Consider the following 17,453-nt stretch of genomic DNA (forward strand, 5'->3'; position numbering starts at 1 on the left):
CCGCGACATCGCATATGCCGTGTAAGCGCGGGGCGTCTTTGTGACCGGCGAGTAACCCACCGGAGTATCCGGAAATCAGATAACGTGTTCTCATGCGTACCCCGCATGTGTCCACCGACGTGCCGGTCACCCCGCACGCGGCCGACAGGCCCGTCCCGAGAGACCTCGATCCGGTCACGACCGAGAAGACATCCGGCATGCAGAGCGAACCGGCGTCCACGGGCGTCCGCACCAGGAGCCAGCACCAGCGGCGCAAGCGCATCGTCCAGGCCGCCGCCGCCCTCGCCTCGCGAGGCGGCGTCGAGGCGATGCAGATGCGGACCGTCGCCGAGCGTGCCGGGGTCGCACTGGGAACGCTCTATCGGTACTTCCCCTCCAAGATGGATCTTGTCGTCGCCGTCGTGGGCGAGGAGATCGACCTCCTCGAAAGCAGCATCGAGCGCCGCCCGCCCAGCGCCACCGCGGCCTCGGGGCGGGCCGTCGACATCCTGATGCGCGCCACCCGCGGCCTGATGCGCGAACCCGAACTCGCCGACGCACTCATCCGCTCGCTGATCATGGCCGAGGTCGAGACGCCGTTCGGCGACCGGATGACCGGGCTACTGCTCCGCGTCGCCGGAGACGACCTCACCGTCGACACCGCCACCGAGGAGCAGTTCGCCCTCGCGGGCTCGCTGTCCAGCATCTGGGTGCACGAGCTTCTGGAGATGCTCAGGGGGCGCCGCACCTACGAGCAGATCCAGCGGCGCATCGAGATCGCCGCCGAACGCCTGCTCGCCGATTTCCGACCCTCTCCTTCCACCTGAAACTAGAACCCGTTACAGTCGCACTGGAAGGCGACTAGAGCAACGTTCTGGGGCGGCGGGCGAGGAGATCGTATGGGTGCAGTGATCGTCGAAGCCGTGAGAACCCCGATCGGCAGGCGCAACGGATGGCTCGCCGGGCTGAAGCCGCAGGCGGTCCTCGCGGCGGCGCTGGGTGGTCTGATCGACAGGGCGGGCATCGACCCCGCCGCCGTGGAACAGGTCTTCGCCGGGTGCGTCACGCAGGCCGGTGAGCAGGGCGGTCATGTCGGGCGGCATGCCTGGCTGTACGCCGGCCTGCCCTACCAGACGGGCGTGACCACGATCGACGCGCAGTGCGGCTCCTCCCAGCAGGCCGTGCACCTGGTCGCGGCGCTCATCTCGGCCGGTGTCATCGACGTCGGCGTGGCCTGCGGCGTCGAGGTGATGAGCCGGGCACCGCTCGGCTCCAACGTGCTGCCCGCCCGGCCCCGGCCCGACGACTGGTCCATCGACCTGCCCGACCAGTTCACCGCCGCCGAGCGGATCGCGCGACGGCGCGGGCTGACCCGCGAGCGGCTCGACGGGTTCGGCGCCAGGTCCCAGCGGCTCGCCGCGGCGGCGTGGGCCGAGGGCCGCTTCGACCGGGAGATCATCCCGGTGACCGCGCCGATCCTCGGCGAGGACGGGCAGCCCACCGGGGAGACCCGCGTCGTCAGCAGGGACCAGGGGTTGCGCGAGACCACGCTCGAAGGGCTGTCCGGGCTCAAGCCCGTGATGGGCGAGGGTGGCATGCACACCGCGGGCACCTCCTCGCAGATCTCCGACGGCGCGGCGGCGGTGCTGCTGATGAGCGAGGAGGCCGCCGCCCGGCACGGCCTGCGTCCCAGGGCCCGCATCCTCGCCCAGGCGCTCGTCGGCGCCGAGCCGTACTACCACCTGGACGGGCCGGTGGACGCGACGGCCAAAGTCCTGTCCGCCACCGGGATGAGCACGGCGGACATCGATAGGTTCGAGGTGAATGAGGCTTTCGCAGCGGTGGTCTTATCCTGGTCATCGGTGCACAAGCCAGACATGGAACGGGTCAACGTCAACGGTGGTGCCATCGCACTCGGCCATCCGGTCGGCGCGACCGGTTCCCGGCTGGTCACCACCGCCCTGCACGAGCTTGAGCGGTCCGACTCCTCGACCGCGCTGGTATCGATGTGCGCGGGCGGGGCGCTCGCGACCGCGACCGTCCTGGAGCGCCTTTGACCGGCGCCGGTAAGGAGCAGCACCGTTGAAATCCCGCCGCAGGCCGTACAGCGAGCAGCGTCCGTTCGACACCGGTGGCGGTGTGTGGAGCGTGCCCGTCCCGATCCCCGGCAATCCGCTCGGCTACACCCTGGTCTACGCGATCGAGTCCCCCGCCGGGCCGGTGCTCATCGACGCGGGCTGGAACGCCCCTGAGGCGTGGCTGGCCCTGCGCGACGGGCTGGGCGCGGTCGGCATGGACGTACGCGACGTGCGCGGGGTGGTCGTCACCCACTTCCACCCCGACCACGCCGGGCTGGCCGGGCAGGTCAGGGAGGAGTCCGGCGCGTGGATCGCCATGCACGAGGCCGACGCCGAACTGGTCAGTTTCATGCGGGAGGTCGAGGGCGACGCGCACCGCGACCTCCAGGCCGACATGCTGCGCCGCGCGGGAGCGGGCACCGTCGAGGTGGAGGAGGTGACCGTGAACCGGCCGAAGCCGCCCGCGCTGCCGGACCGCGTTCTCTCCGACGGCGACCTGATCGACCTGCCGGGGCGCAGGCTCCGTACGGTCTGGACCCCCGGCCACACGCCGGGCCATGTCTGCCTGCACCTGGAGGACGCCGACCGGCTCTTCACCGGCGACCACGTGCTGCCGGCGATCACCCCGCACATCGGCATCTACCCGTACGACCGGGCGGACGTCGACCCGCTCAGCGACTTCCTGGAGTCGCTGGAGAAGGTGAAGGGCCTGGGCGAACTCGAAGCCCTGCCCGCTCATGAATGGATATTTCCGGATACGGCGGCTCGGGCGGCGGAGATCGGCATCCACCACGAGGAGAAGCTCCGACGGCTGGCCGCACTGCTCGCCGAGGCGGCGGAGCCGCTGACCATCTGGGAGATCGCCGGACGGATGACCTGGAACCGGCCCTGGGAGGACTTCCCTCCCATGCTGCGTGGGATGGCGGCCGGGGAGGCGGCGGCGCACCTGCGCACCCTGGAGGCTCGCGGGATCATCCGCCGGGTGACGGGGGTGGATCCGGTCCGGTTCGCCATACACTCATAGACATCGGATGTCTGGCGAAACCTGAGGACGGTGCGGAGTGGCGGTCACCGACGCCGCTATCGACAGGATCAAGCAGATGATCCTGTCCGGCGAGCTCGCCCCGGGCAGCAGGCTGCCCAAGGAGGCCGACCTGGCCGACCGGCTCGGCCTCTCGCGCAACTCCCTGCGCGAGGCGGTCAGGGCGCTGGCCCTGATCAACGTGCTGGACGTGCGCCAGGGCGACGGCACGTACGTGACCAGCCTGGAGCCGAGGCTCCTGCTCGACGCCATGTCGTTCGTGGTCGACTTCCATCAGGACGACACGGTGCTGCAGTTCTTCCAGGTTCGCCGGATCCTGGAACCCGCGGCGACCGCCATGGCGGCGACGTACATGTCCGAGTCGGAGGTGGCCGAACTCCGTAAGATCCTCGACGCGCTGCCTCCCGACCCGAGCGTCGAGCAGCTCGTCGCCAACGATCTGGAGTTCCACCAGCGCATCGCGGCGGGCTCGGGCAACGCCGTGCTCTGCTCCCTCATCGAGAGCCTCTCCGGTCCCACCACCAGGGCCAGGATCTGGCGGGGCCTCACCCAGGAGAACGCCCTGGAGAAGACCCGCGAGCAGCACACCGCGATCTGCGACGCCATCGCCGCCCACCAGCCGGAGGTCGCCCGCGCCTGGGCGACCGTCCACATCGCCGGTGTCGAGGACTGGCTCCGCAACGCCCTGGCCTGACGCGCCCGCCCACCGGCCGGTCCCCCACCCTGCCTCTTGTTCACGGCAACCCGCCGCCTGTCCCATGCCTGCCCGGCAGCACCGTTCCCCGGTCGTGAAACGCGCCTGGCGAACCATCAGCCCGTCGTCTCCGAAAGCGTCGGGAGACAGCACGCCCGGCCAGGGCCAAGATCACGCCACGCGGTCTCCCGAACCACCTCCTGTGAACCTCGGCGATCCACGGATGCCATCTCACATTCACGCACGTCCGGACGTCTTCAATGCATGAGGACGAGGTCGTACCGCAAACACGGATGGATCGCATCTCGGCGTGGGAGCGGCACCGCTTCGGGATCACCTTCGTCGGAGACGACTGGCGCGGGAGCGAGGACTGGCATCGCTACGAGTCCTTCTTCGGTCCCGCCGGTGTCCGCATCGTCTGTTTCCCCTACACGGGCGGCGTGTCGAGCACGTTGCTCCGCGAACGACTGTCTACTCGACTTGCCGCCGCGTAGCGCAGCAGCAACGTCCTTTCTGTGACGCTGCGCGAGTCGACGTCGCGAGGTTCGGCAGTCCTCGACATGTCTGAACAGAAGCCGCCTCACATTTGAGGCGCCCCGTGCGTCTCCACAGCAGAGAAAGCGAAAGGAACCGACATGAGTACTCGACACACCGTGGTGAATACCACCCTGGGGCCGGTCACGATCGTCGCCGAGGGCGACGCGGTCACTGGCCTGTACTTCCGGCACCACATCCGCAGTCCGGCGCAGGAGACGTTCGGCGCCGTGGTCGCGGGCGACGCCCTGCTTGCTGAGGCCGCCACGCAGCTGGAGGACTATCTCGCCGGTCGCCGGCGGGAGTTCGCTCTACCGCTGCGGGCAGATGGCGACGCGTTCCAGCAGGCGGTGTGGAGCATCGTGAACGAGATCCCGTTCGGCGAGACGACGACCTACGGTCGCATCGCAGAACGACTCGGCGACCGCGGTCTGGCGTACCGCGTCGGTCAGGCGGTCGGTGCGAACCCGCTATGCGTTTTCGTGCCGTGCCACCGCGTGCTCGGCGCGAACGGAAACCTCACCGGCTACGCCGGCGGGCTGAAGCGCAAGCAGGCGCTGTTGGAACTCGAGGAGCCCGCCCAGGTCCGCGCCGGACGATTGTTCTGACAGGACCTCACGTAAACCTGCGTTCAGCGACTTCATGGGATGAAGATGAAACAACCGTTCGAGAAGGTGGTCGCGCAGCACGGCACCACCGTGTTGCGCGTCTGCCGCGCGCTCCTGGGCGTGCATGAAGCCGACGACGCCTGGTCGGAAACCTTCCTGTCGGCAATGCGTGCCTACCCCGACCTGCCGGACACGGCGAACGTGGAAGCCTGGCTCGTGACCATCGCCCGCCGCAAGGCAATCGACGTGCACCGGGCCGCGAAACGGAACCCGCTGGCCGTCGAAACCCTCCCCGAGGCGCCGACCAACCTCGGCATCCCCGGAGCGGACGACACGAGTCTGTGGGACGCGGTGGCGAAGCTGCCCGACAAGCAGCGCCAAGCCATCACCTTCCGATACCTCGCCGGGATGTCGCACGCGGAGATCGCGGCGACCCTCGGCGGTACCGTCGACGCGGCCCGAAGAGCCGCGGCCGACGGGTTGAACAATCTCAGAAAGAACTATCCGGGCGCACACACGAAAGGAGCATTCTCATGAGCGACATCCGACACGATAACGACACTCTCAGCGTGCTGTCGACGCCCATCGACGCCGACACCCTCGCCCGCCTCCACGCCCGGCTCGAACGTGACGCCGAGGCCAACGGGCTCGTGGACGTCGCGTACACCACCATCGACTCCCCGGTCGGGAAGCTGCTTCTCGCGGCAACCTCGAAGGGCCTCGTCCGGGTCGCATACGCGAACGAGGACCACGATCACGTGCTGGAGACTCTGGCGCGGAAGATCAGCCCCCGCATCCTGCGCGCACCCCGCCGGCTCGACGACGCGGCCCGCGAGATCGACGAGTACTTCGACCACCGCCGGAAGGCGTTCGACCTGCCCCTCGACCTGTCGCTGTCCCACGGGTTCCGGCAGCTCGTGCAGCGGCACCTGCCCGAGATCGGCTACGGGCAGACCCGCAGCTACCGGCAGATCGCCGAGCTCGTCGGCAACCCGAAGGCCGTCCGCGCCGTCGGCACCGCCTGCGCCACCAACCCTCTCCCCGTCGTGGTTCCCTGCCACCGCGTGCTCCGCACCGACGGCACCCTCGGCGGCTACATCGGAGGCCTCGACGCCAAGACCGCCCTGCTGAACCTGGAGGCCGCGGCATGACCCCCGCCGCCAATCCCCAGACCGATCCGTGGCGCGACCGCGTCGACGCCGCGGACTGGGCCACCGTCACGGCCGAGATCGACGAGTACGGCGGCGCCCTGCTCCCGCAGCTCCTCACTCCGACCGAGGCCGAGCAGGTCCGAGAGATGTACGGCCACGACGAGCTGTTTCGCAGCACGATCAACATGGGCCGGTATCGCTTCGGCGAAGGACAGTACAAGTACTTCGCCGCGCCCTACCCGGAACCGATCGAACGGCTGAAGCAGGCGCTCTACCCGCGCCTGCTGCCAATCGCTCGCGACTGGTGGACCAAGCTCGGCCGCCCCGCACCGTGGCCTGACACGCTCGACGAATGGCTCGCGATGTGCCACGACGCCGGACAAACCAGGTCGTCGGCGATCCTGCTCCGCTACGGCGCGAAGGACTGGAACGCGCTGCACCGCGACCTCTATGGCGACCTCGTGTTTCCCCTTCAGGTCGTGATCAACCTCAACCAGCCCGGCGTCGACCACACGGGAGGTGAGTTCTTGCTCCTGGAACAGCGTCCCCGCGCCCAGTCCCGCGGAACGGCGACGCTCTTGCCCCACGGGCACGGCTACCTCTTCACCACCCGGGATCGCCCCGTCCGTTCGGCCCGAGGATGGTCAGCCGCACCGGTTCGTCACGGCGTGTCCGCCATCCGCTCCGGTCAGCGCCACACCCTGGCCCTCGTCTTCCACGACGCCGCATGAACACCGCGAAGAGCTACACACTCACCGGATCGGACGACCACCCTTTCTCGTCCCCTGTCAAGGGCGAGTGGGCCGGCCACCGCGGCAGCCGGACTTACGGTCGGTTTGACTGCCCGGCGGCGCTGCGCGCCATCGCCCGCGGCGGCTACGTGAAACACCGCGTCTTCTTCGCCGACGAGGCTACGGCGATCACTGCCGGCTACCGCCCCTGCAACACCTGCTGCAAGGACCGGTACGCGGCGTGGAAGGCCGCGTGCGAGCGGGGCGAGTCATGGAAACCATGACCACTCCGTTGCTGCAACGGTCGGCGCCGGACCGCGCGGAAGTGCCCGTGCCACGGCACGAGCTCGCCGCGTTGGCTGACCTCGCCCGCTCCCGCGGTGCACGACGTGTCGCGATCGGCTCCGGCAGAACGGCCCGTGCACTCGCGTTCGCGGACGAGTTCGCGGCCGTCTGGGAGGCAACGGGCGGAGAAGTCGTCGATGCGATCACTTGGCCGGAAACGGCCGCGTCATGGCTGCGCCAGGCGACACGCTTCGCGGGCGCAGGCGCAGGCCTCTGGATCATGACCGGCCCCGCCGCCGGGTGGGCCCAGATGACCCGGCGGCTGCTGTGGTCGACCCGATGGCGTCCCGAACACGCCCTCGTCACGGCGACCATCGGCAGTCCAGAGACATTGGAACTCGTCGGCCTTTGGAATCTCGACGGTCTCGCCGGAGTGAGCTCGCAGGGCACCCCCTGGACCGTCCGCGAAGGACGCCTCATCTTCGACGAAGCCTAAGGAATCACACACAATGACGCTGTTCATCCCCGATCTGGAGCCTCAACAGCGCAGTACACCAAGCCCGGACGCAGTCCTGGTGCCCGGCTGGCTGACGCTCGACCAGCAGGCCTGGATCGTGCGTCAGTTCCACTCGTGGACGCAGGGGCCTGTTCCGATTCGTGCCGCGAAAGTCCGCGGCCACGAGATGTCGGTGCGCACCGTGTGCCTCGGCTGGCACTGGCAGCCGTACAAGTACACACGGGAAGCGACGGACGTCAACGGCGCCCGGGTCCTCCCCTTCCCCGACTGGATGATTCGGCTCGGACGGCGCGCCCTCCACGAAGCCGGCTACCCGGAAACGGAAGCAGGCGCCTACACCCCCGACGCGGCGCTCGTGAACTACTACGACGAGAACGCACGCCTCGGAATGCACCAGGACAAGGACGAACGCTCCCTCGCCCCGGTCGTGTCTCTTTCCATCGGCGACTCCTGCACCTTCCGCTTCGGCAACACCGAGAACCGCGGCAAGCCCTACGCCAACCTCCTGCTCCGCTCCGGCGATCTGTTCGTCTTCGGGGGCGCGTCCCGGCTCGCCTACCACGGCGTCACCCGCATCCATCCGCTCACCGCACCAGACGGATGCGGCCTGGACAGCGGCCGGATCAACATCACCATGCGCACGACCGGCCTCGCCGGCTGAAAGGACGACGTCGCCGATGACCGAATCGCCTCCCGGGTCCGACCCCGGTGTCATCGTCGGAGACGACGGCCTCGCCCGGCCCGCGTGGGCGGCGACCGATCGACTGCTTCGCGACTACTACGACACCGAGTGGGGCGTGCCCGTCACCGACGAGCAAGGCGTCTACGAACGCATCAGCCTCGAAGCGTTCCAGGCCGGACTCTCATGGGCGACGATCCTCCGCAAGCGGCCCGCCTTTCGTGCCGCGTTCGACGGATTCCACCCCGACACGGTCGCCGCCTACACAGCACGCGACATCGAACGCCTTCTCGCCGACACGGGTATCGTCCGCAACCGGCAGAAGATCGAAGCCGCGATCACCAACGCGCGCGCGACGATCGAACTTCGCGAGGACGTCGGCATCAGCGGGCTGGTCTGGTCATTCAAACCCGCCGATACGCCGCACCCTCGTACCTTCGCCGAGATCCCCACGTCCTCCGTCGAATCGGTCGCGCTGTCGAAGGAGCTCCGCCGGCGCGGTTTCGTGTTCGTCGGCCCGACCACCATGTACGCACTCATGGAAGCGATCGGCATCGTCGACACCCATCTACTCGGCTCGCATCGCCGGGGAAGCTCGGGAATCTGGCCGGCCTGAACTTGCGGGACCGACCCCTTTAGTGAAGCGCGAGTAGCTCTCCTCGCGATCCCAGGAATCGGACCGTGGACCGAACTACGTCTCCGTCCGCGCGCTTCAGCACCCCGACACCTTCGCCCCCGGCGACCTCGTGTCCCGCCGGGCGCTCAGTGCAGCTACCCCCGCGGAAGCAGATGCATGGCCCCTTACCGGTCCTACGGAATGCTCCACCTCTTGGACCGATCGCGCGTATCGCCGATCGAACCGACAATCTCACGAACCTATCGCCGGCGCCGTCTCCAGAGATGTCGAGGTTCCTCCTCGATGGTGCCCGCGGCGCAGCGCCCGGTGTCCGCGGGCACCCTACTCGGCACCCTGCCGAAGGAGCCAATGCATATGTCTCCGATGCTGTACGACCTCACAACCATCGATAAGGCGCCGCCGCGCGTCAGTGGCAAGATGTGCCCAACTGTCGGCGTGGAGTTCATCGCGCTGAAGGAGTTCCACGCCGAACCCACAGAGAGGGGCTGAGCCGCCAGGCTCAGCCCCTCTCGCCATAGAGCCTCGACGAGGGAATCAGACCTTCGGCCGCGAGGTCGGTCCAGAGGTTCTCGGGGATGGGGCGGGCGGTCAGGGTGGCGTTGCGGGTTACCTCGGTGGCGGAGCGGGCGCCGATGACGACCGAGGCGACCGCCGGGTGGCGCAGCGGGAAGGCCAGGGCCGCCTGGGGGAGGGTGACGGCGTGGCGGTCGCAGACGGCGGCGATCCGGCGGGCGCGCTCCAGGAGCGGGCCGGGGGCCGGTGCGTAGTCGTAGGTGCCCGACGGGTCGTGGGTGGCCAGCAGGCCGCTGTTGAACACCCCGGCGGCGAACACCGAGACGCCGCGCCCGGCACAGAGCGGCAGCAGCTCGTCGGCGCCCGACTGGTCGAGGAGGGTGTAGCGCCCGGCGAGCATGACCATGTCGACGCCGGTCTCGCGGACGAACCGAGCGAGCATCTCCGCCTGGTTCATGCCGACCCCGATCGCCTTGACGACCCCCTGGTCGCGCAGCTCCGCCAGGGCCGGGTACGCCTCGGAGACCGCCTGCTCCCAGTGGTCGTCCGGGTCGTGGATCAGCACGATGTCGACCGCGTCCAGGCCGAGCCGTTCCAGGCTCTCCTCCAGCGAGCGCCTGACCCCGTCGCGGGAGAAGTCCCACACCCGGCGCAGGTCGGCGGGGACGTCGAAGCCCTGCTCGTCCCGGCCGAAGGGTTCTTCGGCCGGGACGAGCAGGCGGCCGACCTTGGTGGACAGGACGTAGGAGTCACGGGGCCGGTCCGCCAGGGCGGCGCCGAGCCGCCGCTCCGACAGGCCGAGCCCGTAGTGCGGCGCGGTGTCGAACAGCCGGATGCCCGCCTCGTAGGCCGCGTCCACCGCCGCCCGCGCCACGTCCTCGCCGACCGCCGAGAACAGGTTCCCGATCGGGGCCGCACCGAAGCCATACCTGCTGACCTGCACCTCTTGCTCCGTTCTGTACGGCTTCACGTTTCTCGTACGGGAGTAATGCTTTACGGCTCTCGTGCAGTTTGAGGTATCCGCCCGGGTCCGCGCACCCCTGCAGACTTCGCAGGTCCGCACCGGCTCCGCGCCCGTACGGGCTGAACGTCCGCATGTCCCGCCCGGAGGAGCGGGACCGCGGCGCGTCAGTCCTGGGCCTTGCCGCCGGCCAGGCGGCTGATCATCAGGGCGACCAGGATGATCGAACCGTAGACGAGCTGTTTCCACTCGCCGGGGACGCCCTTCAGGGTCAGGATGTTCTCGACGAGGCCGATCACCAGGACACCGGTGAGCGCGCCGAGGATCGTCCCCTTGCCGCCGTCCATGCTGACGCCGCCGATGACGGCGGCGGCGAAGGCCATGAAGATCCAGCCGACGCCCTGGTTGGCGCTGATGCCGCCCAGGCGACCGGTCTCCAGCACGCCGGCGAGCGCGGCGACGATCCCGCCGATGACGAAGACGACCCAGACGACCCGCTCGACCCTGACGCCCGCCGCGCGGGCGGCGTCGGCGTTGCCGCCGATGGCGTAGAGCGAGCGGCCGACCCGGAAGTAGCCGAGCGTGACGATGGCCGCGGTGAAGAGCGCGCCGACGATCCAGATGGCCGCCGGCAGGCCGAGCCAGGTGGCGCTGCCCAGGTAGAGGAACGACTCGGGCAGCTCGAACAGGCTCTTGCCCTGGGTGAGACCCAGCTGGAGACCGTGCACGACGATCATCATGGCCAGCGTGACGATGAAGGCCGACAGCTGGAAGCGCAGGATCAGAAAGCCGTTGAAGGCGCCGACCAGGCCACCGATCAGCAGGCAGAGCGGGATCGCCAGGATGCCGGGCAGCTCAAGGCCGAAGCCGCCGGCCGCCACCGGGATGACCAGCATCACGCCGACGGCGGGCGCCATGCCGACCGTGGACTCCAGCGAGAGGTCGAACTTGCCGGAGATCAGGATCAGCGCCTCGGCGAGCACCACCAGCGCCAGGGCGGACTGCTGTTGGAGCACGTTGGTCAGGTTGCCCGGGGTGAGGAAGATCGGGTCCACCAGGGAACCGGCGATCAGCAGAACGACGATCACCGGGACCAGGGTGAGGTCGCGGAAACGCCCGAGCCGGATGCGGCGCCCCCGGGGGGCGGCCGGCGCGGGAGGGAGGGTCTTCGTCGTGGTCATCAGTGGTCGATACCTTCCATCGCCGCCACCAGCTCGTTGTCCGTCCAGCCGCGCGGCACGTCCTTGACGATCCTGCCGTGGAACATGACGAGGACCCGGTCGCAGATCCTCAGGTCGTCGAGTTCGTCGGAGACCAGTACGGCCCCCGCGCCCCGGTCGGCCGCGTCCTCCACCGCGCCGAGCAGGGAGTGCTTGGCCTTGACGTCCACCCCGGCGGTCGGGTTGATGACCACGAGCGCGCGAGGGTCGTCGGCGAGCGCCCTGGCCAGCACCACCTTCTGGGCGTTGCCGCCGGACAGGTCGGCCACCGGCTGGTCGGGCCCCGTCGTCTTGATGTCCAGCTGTTCGATCATCCGGGCGCCACGCTCGCGGCGGCGGGCCGGGAACACCGCGCCGAAGCGGCCGAGCTTGTGGGCGATCGGGATGGTCGCGTTCTCGGCGATCGACAGCAGCGGGACGAAGCCCTGGTGGTGCCTGTCCTGGGGGACGAAGCCGAGCCCGGCGCGGAGCGCCGACGGCACATCGCCCTGCCTGACCTCCGTGCCGTTGACCGTCACCGTCCCGGTGTCCGCCCGGTGCAGGCCGACCAGGGTCTCGGCGAGACCGACCTTGCCGCTGCTGCCCGAGCCGGCCAGACCGACGATCTCGCCCGCGCGAACGGTCAGGTCCACGTTCTGGTAGCGACCCGCGAGACTGAGCGCCCGCGCCGAGAGCACCACGGGGGCCGAGGTATCGGGCGTGCGGGTGCGGTACTCGTAGGCGGCGGTGGCCTCGCCGGTCATCGCGTCGACGAGCCGGTCGTGGGGCAGGTCGCCGACCGCGGCGGTGACGATGTGCCGGGCGTCGCGGAAGACCGAGACGCTCTGGCAGATCTCGTACACCTCCTCAAGATGGTGGGAGATGAACATCATCGTGACGCCCTGCTCCCGCAGGGCGCGCATCCGGTCGAAGAGCCGCTGGATGGCGGGGCCGTCGAGCTGGGCGGTGGGCTCGTCCAGGATGATGAACCGGGCGCCGAACGACAGCGCCCTGGCGATCTCCAGCAGCTGGCGCTGCTCGACGCCGAGATCCCCGGCCATGGTCTCGGCGTCGACGTCCACGCCGTACTGCTCCAGGAGCTGCCGGGCCCGCCTTCGCAGGGTCCGCCAGTTGATCCTGCCCCGCTCGGTCTGGCGGTTCAGGAAGAGGTTCTCCGCGACGGAGAGCGTGGGGATGATCGTCGACTTCTGGTAGACGCACGCGACACGCTGCCGCCAGGCGTCCCGGTCGGCCGGCGGCGGCGCGGGCCGCCCGGCGAAGCGGACCTCACCCTCGTCCGGACGCTGCAGGCCGGTCAGGATCGACACCAGCGTGGACTTGCCCGCGCCGTTCCTGCCGACGAGCGCGTGCGTCTCCCCCTCGGCGATGGCGATCCCGGCGCCGTTGAGGGCTGTGGTGGGGCCGAAGCGCTTGGTGATCCCAACCGCCTCGACCGCCGTGACGGAAGATGTCATCACTTGACCTGGTTACCCCAGAGAGCCTTGTCGTCCACGTTCTCCTTGGTGACCAGCGGGGCGGGGAGCTGGTCCTCAAGACCGTTCGGCAGCTGGATGATCGTGCTGTCGTGGTCGGTGGGGCCGGGCTGGAAGGTCTTGCCCTCGGCCGCAGCCTTGGCGTAGAACATCGCGTACTTGGCGTAGAGGTCGGCCGGCTGGGAGACCGTGGCGTCGATCTCGCCCTTGCGGATGGCCTCGAACTCCTGCGGGATGCCGTCGTTGGAGATCACGAAGACGTGCTTGGGGTCCTCCGGCGGCACGATCAGGTTCTTGGCCTTGAGCACCTGGATGGTGGGGGCCAGGTGGACACCTCCGGCGTGCATGTAGACGCCCTTGATATCCGGGTGCTGCTCAAGGCGGGTCTGCAGCATCGAGGCGGCCTTGGTGCCCTCCCACTCGGTCGGCTCGTCGAAGACCGTGATCTCGGGGAACTTCTCCTTCATGCAGGCGCCGAACGCCTCGGCCCGGTCACGGCCGTTGATCGACGAGAGCGCGCCCATGAGCTGGACGACCTTGCCCTTGCCGCCGAGCTTCTCGCCGAGGAACTCGCAGGCCTTCGTGCCGTACGCCTTGTTGTCGGCCCGTACCACCATGTAGACCTTGCCCTTGTCCGGGCGGGTGTCCACGGTGACGACGGGGATGTTCTTGCCCTCCAGGGTCTGCAGCGTGGAGGCGATCGCGCCGGTGTCCTGCGGGGCCATGACGATCACCTTGGCGCCCTGTCCCGACAGGGCCTGGGTGTTGGCCACCAGCTTGGCCACGTCGTTCTGCGAGTTGGTCGGCGGCATCAGGTCGACGCCCAGCTCGGTCGCCATCTGCGGGACGTACTTGTTGAACGAGTTCCAGAAGTCGGAGTCCGCGCGGGGGAAGTCGATCCCGACCTTGCCGCCCTTGGCACCGGCCTCACCGGCGGGCTGGGCCGCGCCGGTACCGGTGGCCTCCGGCGATCCGCACGCGGAGAGGGTGAAGGCGAGCGCGAGCAGTGCCGCGCCTGTCGCCGCGGGTCCGATTTTCATACCTTTGCCTCGATTCAAAGCCATGTGGGGGGTGAGTTTTCTATGGAGCGCTGTCTCATCCGGGTCAGGCCGACCTCGGGATCAGGGTTTGGGCCGGAGCCTGAGCCCGTGCATTCCACCGTCCACGGCCAGGACCGTACCGGTGGTGGACGCCGCGAGCGGGCTCGCGAGGTAGGCGATCGCCGCGGCGACCTCGGGGGCGCTCACCAGGCGGCCCATCGGCTGGCGGCCTTCCAGTGCCGCCAGCTCGGCCGCCGGATCCCGCGCCGCGTCGAGCAGGCGCCGCACCCAGGGAGTGTCGGCGGTGCCCGGGTTGACGCAGTTGACGCGGATCCCCTCGTGGACGTGGTCGGCGGCCATCGCCAGGGTCAGTGACTGGACGGCCCCCTTGGACGCGCTGTAGAGCGCCCGCTGGGGCAGTCCCGCCGTCGCCGCGATCGAGCAGGTGTTGACGATCGCGGCGTGCGCCGAGCGGCGCAGGTGCGGCAGGGCCGCCCGGGTGACCCGGACGATGCCCAGCACGTTGACGTCCAGAACCTTCGACCACTCCTCGTAGGAGTTGTCCTCGATCGTCCCTGCGGCGCCGATCCCGGCGTTGTTGATGAGGACGTCCAGGCCGCCGAGTTGCTCGACGGCCCCGGAGACGCCCGCGCGGACCGCCTCCTCGTCGGTGACATCCGCCTTGACCTCGACGAACGGACCACCGGAGGCGTTGATGTCCAGACAGGCCACCCGCGCGCCCCGCTCGGCCAGCAGGGTGGCGGCGGCCAGGCCGATGCCGGAACCGCCACCGGTGACCAGGGCGCGCAGGCCGTCGAACTCACCCATTGAGGGACCTCCATACCGGGCCGTCGGGGTAGGTGTGGTCGGTGATCGACGCGGCGTGCATGGCCGCGCCGAAACCGGGCAGGCTCGGCGCGACGTAGGCGCCGTTCTCGATCACCACGGGGTCGACGAAGTGCTCGTGCAGGTGGTCGACATACTCGATCACCCGGTTCTCCATCGAACCGCTGACCGCGACGTAGTCGAACATCGACAGGTGCTGCACCAGCTCGCACAGGCCGACCCCACCCGCGTGCGGGCAGACCGGGACGCCGAACTTGGCGGCGAGCAGCAGGATCGCGATGTTCTCGTTCACCCCCGCGACGCGGGCCGCGTCGATCTGCAGGTAGGAGATCGCGTCGGCCTGCAGGAGCTGCTTGAAGACCATGCGGTTCTGGACGTGCTCACCGGTGGCGACCGGGATGGGCGCGATGCCCCTGGCGATGGCGGCGTGGCCGAGCACGTCGTCGGGGCTGGTCGGCTCCTCCACCCAGTGCGGGCGGAACTCCGCGAGGGCGTTCACCCAGGCGATGGCGGAGTCGACGTCCCAGCGCTGGTTGGCGTCGATCGCGATGGGAAAGTCGTCGCCGCAGGTGTCGCGGGCGATGCGCATCCGCCGCCGGTCGTCCTCCAGGTCGGCGCCGACCTTCAGCTTGATCTGGGTGAAGCCCTCGTCCATCGCCTCCTTGCACAGGCGGCGCAGCTTGTCGTCGCCGTAGCCGAGCCATCCCGGTGAGGTCGTGTAGGCCGGGTAGCCGTGCTCGCGCAGGTGGGCGATGCGCTCGCGCCTGCCGGGCTCGGCGGCGCGCAGGATCTCCAGCGCCTCCCGCGGGGTGAGCGCGTCGGTGAGGTAGCGGAAGTCGACCAGCTCGACGAGCTCCTCGGGCGACATCTCGGCCAGCAGCAGCCAGAGCGGCCTGCCCGCCCGCTTGGCCTTCAGGTCCCAGAACGCGTTGACCACGGCGGAGATCGCCATGTGCATGACGCCCTTCTCCGGGCCGAGCCAGCGCAGCTGGGAGTCGTGGACCATCTCCTTCCAGAGCGCGCCCATGTCCTCGACGTCCCTGCCGAGCACGTACGGCTCCAGCGCCCTGATCGCGGAGGTCTGCACCTCGTTGCCGCGTCCGATGGTGAAGGCGAAGCCGTGGCCCTCGAACCCGTCGTCGGTCCTCAGCACCAGGTAGGCGGCCGAGTAGTCGGGGTCGGGGTTCATCGCGTCGGAGCCGTCGAGCTCCAGCGAGGTGGGGAAGCGGATGTCATGGGTCTCCATCGAGGTGATGTGGTACGCGCCCACCCCCTCGCTCATGCCTGTCCCACCGTCTGCCGCTGGGCGCCGAGGCCGTCGATCTCCAGTTCCATGATCTGCCCCGCTCGCAGGTACGGGGTGCCGGGCAGGCCGAGCGCGACGCCGGCGGGGGTGCCGGTGTTGATGAGGTCACCGGGTTCGAGGACCATGAACCGGCTGAGGTAGCGGACGATCTCCGCCACGGTGAAGATCATGTTCTTGGTGTCGCCTCTCTGGCGCCGCACGCCGTCCACCGACAGGCGCAGGCCCAGGGCCTGCGGGTCGGGGATCTCGTCGGAGGTGACCAGCCAGGGGCCGAGCGGGTTGAAGGTCTCGCAGGACTTGCCCTTGTCCCACTGGCCGCCGCGCTCCAGCTGGAACTCGCGCTCGGAGACGTCGTTGGAGATGGTGTAGCCCGCGATCTTGGACAGCGCCTCCTCGTCCGTCTCGACGTAGCGGGCCGTCTCGCCGATGACGACCGCCAGCTCGACCTCCCAGTCGGTCTTCACGCTGTCCCTGGGGATGAGCACCTCGTCGTCGGGACCGACGATCGTGTTGGCGGCCTTCATGAAGACGACCGGTTCCGCCGGGGGCGGGGTGTTCGTCTCCTCCGCGTGGTCACGGTAGTTGAGCCCGATGCACACGATCTTGCCCGGCCTGGCGATCGGGGCGCCGATCCGCAGTCCCTCGGCGTCCAGCACGGGCAGTTCGTCCCGCTCCAGCGCCTCCCGGACGCGAGCCACTCCCCCGGAGGCGAGGAAAGCCCCGTCGATCTCGGCTTCGGAGATTTCGCGGAGGTTACCGGCCCCGTCCAGGACGGCCGGCCGCTCATGGCCGACGGGTCCTACTCGCAGCAGCTTCACACCGCACCCTTCGTTGATACATCGGATGTCTTGTTCCGTGATGCTGAACGACGCTGAACCTCGATGTCAACCCCCTCGCCCCCGATACATCCGATCCGTTATCGAGGAGAAATCCCATCTGACAGGGGTTATACCGGATCATGGCCCAGTTTCAGCCTTCAGTCATCGGACTTCCCCCGGCGGACAGGAGCAAAGATCGTCTACGGCGCGGCTTTCGGTGACGAGGGCGCGAGCGATCGACTCGTAACAAACATCGGAGGATGAGGCTTGTTACGGCGGAGTTTCGGTGCTATCTCCTAGAAACAGTCCCGCCCTGTGATCGGAGGAATTCGTTGCATCGCC

Annotated in this window: 21 protein-coding genes; 14 read left to right on the forward strand and 7 right to left on the reverse strand. The window is 69.1% G+C overall.

All coding sequences use genetic code 11. The annotated features are described in order from the left end of the window. Positions 1–197 precede the first annotated feature (197 nt). From ACWD3H_RS16710 to ACWD3H_RS16775, 14 genes are all read left to right on the forward strand, one after another. Positions 198–806: a TetR family transcriptional regulator gene (locus ACWD3H_RS16710; RefSeq protein WP_030913896.1), complete on the forward strand. Its 609-nt coding sequence runs from the start codon at positions 198–200 to the stop codon at positions 804–806. 72 nt (positions 807–878) lie between these two features. Next, complete coding sequence (locus ACWD3H_RS16715) at positions 879–2,036, forward strand: steroid 3-ketoacyl-CoA thiolase (RefSeq protein ID WP_350914418.1); 1,158 nt, start codon at positions 879–881, stop codon at positions 2,034–2,036. Positions 2,037–2,061: 25 nt separating this feature from the next. Further along, the gene (locus tag ACWD3H_RS16720) at positions 2,062–3,081 is read left to right on the forward strand and encodes an MBL fold metallo-hydrolase (protein WP_451955577.1); all 1,020 of its coding nucleotides are present in this window, start codon (positions 2,062–2,064) and stop codon (positions 3,079–3,081) included. Positions 3,082–3,118: 37 nt separating this feature from the next. Beyond that, entirely contained in the window at positions 3,119–3,793 is a 675-nt protein-coding gene (locus tag ACWD3H_RS16725) for a FadR/GntR family transcriptional regulator (RefSeq protein WP_350914414.1), read from the forward strand. A gap of 293 nt (positions 3,794–4,086) precedes the next feature. After that, a complete protein-coding gene (locus tag ACWD3H_RS16730) occupies positions 4,087–4,287 on the forward strand; it encodes a hypothetical protein (protein ID WP_451955578.1) in 201 nt (66 codons plus the stop codon). A gap of 141 nt (positions 4,288–4,428) precedes the next feature. Then, a complete protein-coding gene (locus tag ACWD3H_RS16735; RefSeq protein WP_451955579.1) occupies positions 4,429–4,935 on the forward strand; it encodes a methylated-DNA--[protein]-cysteine S-methyltransferase in 507 nt (168 codons plus the stop codon). Between the two features lie 39 nt (positions 4,936–4,974). Next, positions 4,975–5,472, forward strand: coding sequence for an RNA polymerase sigma factor (locus ACWD3H_RS16740; RefSeq protein ID WP_355558559.1), 498 nt, complete (start codon positions 4,975–4,977; stop codon positions 5,470–5,472). Then, the gene (locus ACWD3H_RS16745) at positions 5,469–6,086 is read left to right on the forward strand and encodes a methylated-DNA--[protein]-cysteine S-methyltransferase (RefSeq protein WP_451955580.1); all 618 of its coding nucleotides are present in this window, start codon (positions 5,469–5,471) and stop codon (positions 6,084–6,086) included. The genes ACWD3H_RS16740 and ACWD3H_RS16745 overlap by 4 nt, the downstream gene beginning before the upstream one ends. Continuing rightward, entirely contained in the window at positions 6,083–6,817 is a 735-nt protein-coding gene (locus ACWD3H_RS16750; RefSeq protein WP_451955581.1) for a 2OG-Fe(II) oxygenase, read from the forward strand. Before ACWD3H_RS16745 ends, ACWD3H_RS16750 begins: the two co-directional genes overlap by 4 nt. Next, positions 6,814–7,101, forward strand: a complete 288-nt coding sequence (locus tag ACWD3H_RS16755) for an Ada metal-binding domain-containing protein (RefSeq protein WP_451955582.1) — start codon at positions 6,814–6,816, stop codon at positions 7,099–7,101. The genes ACWD3H_RS16750 and ACWD3H_RS16755 overlap by 4 nt, the downstream gene beginning before the upstream one ends. After that, positions 7,089–7,598 carry a hypothetical protein gene (locus tag ACWD3H_RS16760; protein WP_451955583.1) on the forward strand — a complete coding sequence of 170 codons (510 nt, stop codon included), beginning with the start codon at positions 7,089–7,091 and terminating at the stop codon, positions 7,596–7,598. The genes ACWD3H_RS16755 and ACWD3H_RS16760 overlap by 13 nt, the downstream gene beginning before the upstream one ends. A 13-nt stretch (positions 7,599–7,611) precedes the next feature. Next, positions 7,612–8,280 carry an alpha-ketoglutarate-dependent dioxygenase AlkB family protein gene (locus tag ACWD3H_RS16765; protein ID WP_451955584.1) on the forward strand — a complete coding sequence of 223 codons (669 nt, stop codon included), beginning with the start codon at positions 7,612–7,614 and terminating at the stop codon, positions 8,278–8,280. A 16-nt stretch (positions 8,281–8,296) separates the two neighbouring features. After that, complete coding sequence (locus ACWD3H_RS16770) at positions 8,297–8,914, forward strand: DNA-3-methyladenine glycosylase I (RefSeq protein ID WP_451955585.1); 618 nt, start codon at positions 8,297–8,299, stop codon at positions 8,912–8,914. 375 nt (positions 8,915–9,289) lie between these two features. Continuing rightward, complete coding sequence (locus tag ACWD3H_RS16775; protein ID WP_451955586.1) at positions 9,290–9,424, forward strand: hypothetical protein; 135 nt, start codon at positions 9,290–9,292, stop codon at positions 9,422–9,424. Between the two features lie 10 nt (positions 9,425–9,434). Here ACWD3H_RS16775 and ACWD3H_RS16780 read toward each other — a convergent pair whose 3' ends face one another. The 7 genes from ACWD3H_RS16780 to ACWD3H_RS16810 all read right to left on the reverse strand — a co-directional run bounded on the left by ACWD3H_RS16780 (position 9,435) and on the right by ACWD3H_RS16810 (position 17,111). Further along, complete coding sequence (locus ACWD3H_RS16780) at positions 9,435–10,391, reverse strand: aldo/keto reductase (protein ID WP_451955587.1); 957 nt, start codon at positions 10,389–10,391, stop codon at positions 9,435–9,437. 185 nt (positions 10,392–10,576) lie between these two features. Next, positions 10,577–11,590, reverse strand: a complete 1,014-nt coding sequence (locus ACWD3H_RS16785; protein ID WP_355567844.1) for an ABC transporter permease — start codon at positions 11,588–11,590, stop codon at positions 10,577–10,579. Continuing rightward, a complete protein-coding gene (locus ACWD3H_RS16790) occupies positions 11,590–13,083 on the reverse strand; it encodes a sugar ABC transporter ATP-binding protein (protein ID WP_355567840.1) in 1,494 nt (497 codons plus the stop codon). Before ACWD3H_RS16790 ends, ACWD3H_RS16785 begins: the two co-directional genes overlap by 1 nt. Beyond that, on the reverse strand, positions 13,083–14,141 hold the full coding sequence (locus ACWD3H_RS16795; RefSeq protein ID WP_350914401.1) for a sugar ABC transporter substrate-binding protein: 1,059 nt from the start codon (positions 14,139–14,141) through the stop codon (positions 13,083–13,085). The genes ACWD3H_RS16790 and ACWD3H_RS16795 overlap by 1 nt, the downstream gene beginning before the upstream one ends. 81 nt (positions 14,142–14,222) lie before the next feature. Continuing rightward, positions 14,223–14,969: an SDR family NAD(P)-dependent oxidoreductase gene (locus ACWD3H_RS16800; protein WP_355567836.1), complete on the reverse strand. Its 747-nt coding sequence runs from the start codon at positions 14,967–14,969 to the stop codon at positions 14,223–14,225. Continuing rightward, positions 14,962–16,269 (reverse strand): L-fuconate dehydratase, encoded by a 1,308-nt coding sequence (locus tag ACWD3H_RS16805; RefSeq protein ID WP_451955588.1) that lies wholly within the window; start codon positions 16,267–16,269, stop codon positions 14,962–14,964. Before ACWD3H_RS16805 ends, ACWD3H_RS16800 begins: the two co-directional genes overlap by 8 nt. Beyond that, positions 16,266–17,111: a fumarylacetoacetate hydrolase family protein gene (locus tag ACWD3H_RS16810; protein WP_451955589.1), complete on the reverse strand. Its 846-nt coding sequence runs from the start codon at positions 17,109–17,111 to the stop codon at positions 16,266–16,268. The genes ACWD3H_RS16805 and ACWD3H_RS16810 overlap by 4 nt, the downstream gene beginning before the upstream one ends. Positions 17,112–17,453 lie beyond the last annotated feature (342 nt).

The organism is Streptosporangium sp. NPDC002607, from assembly GCF_053592655.1.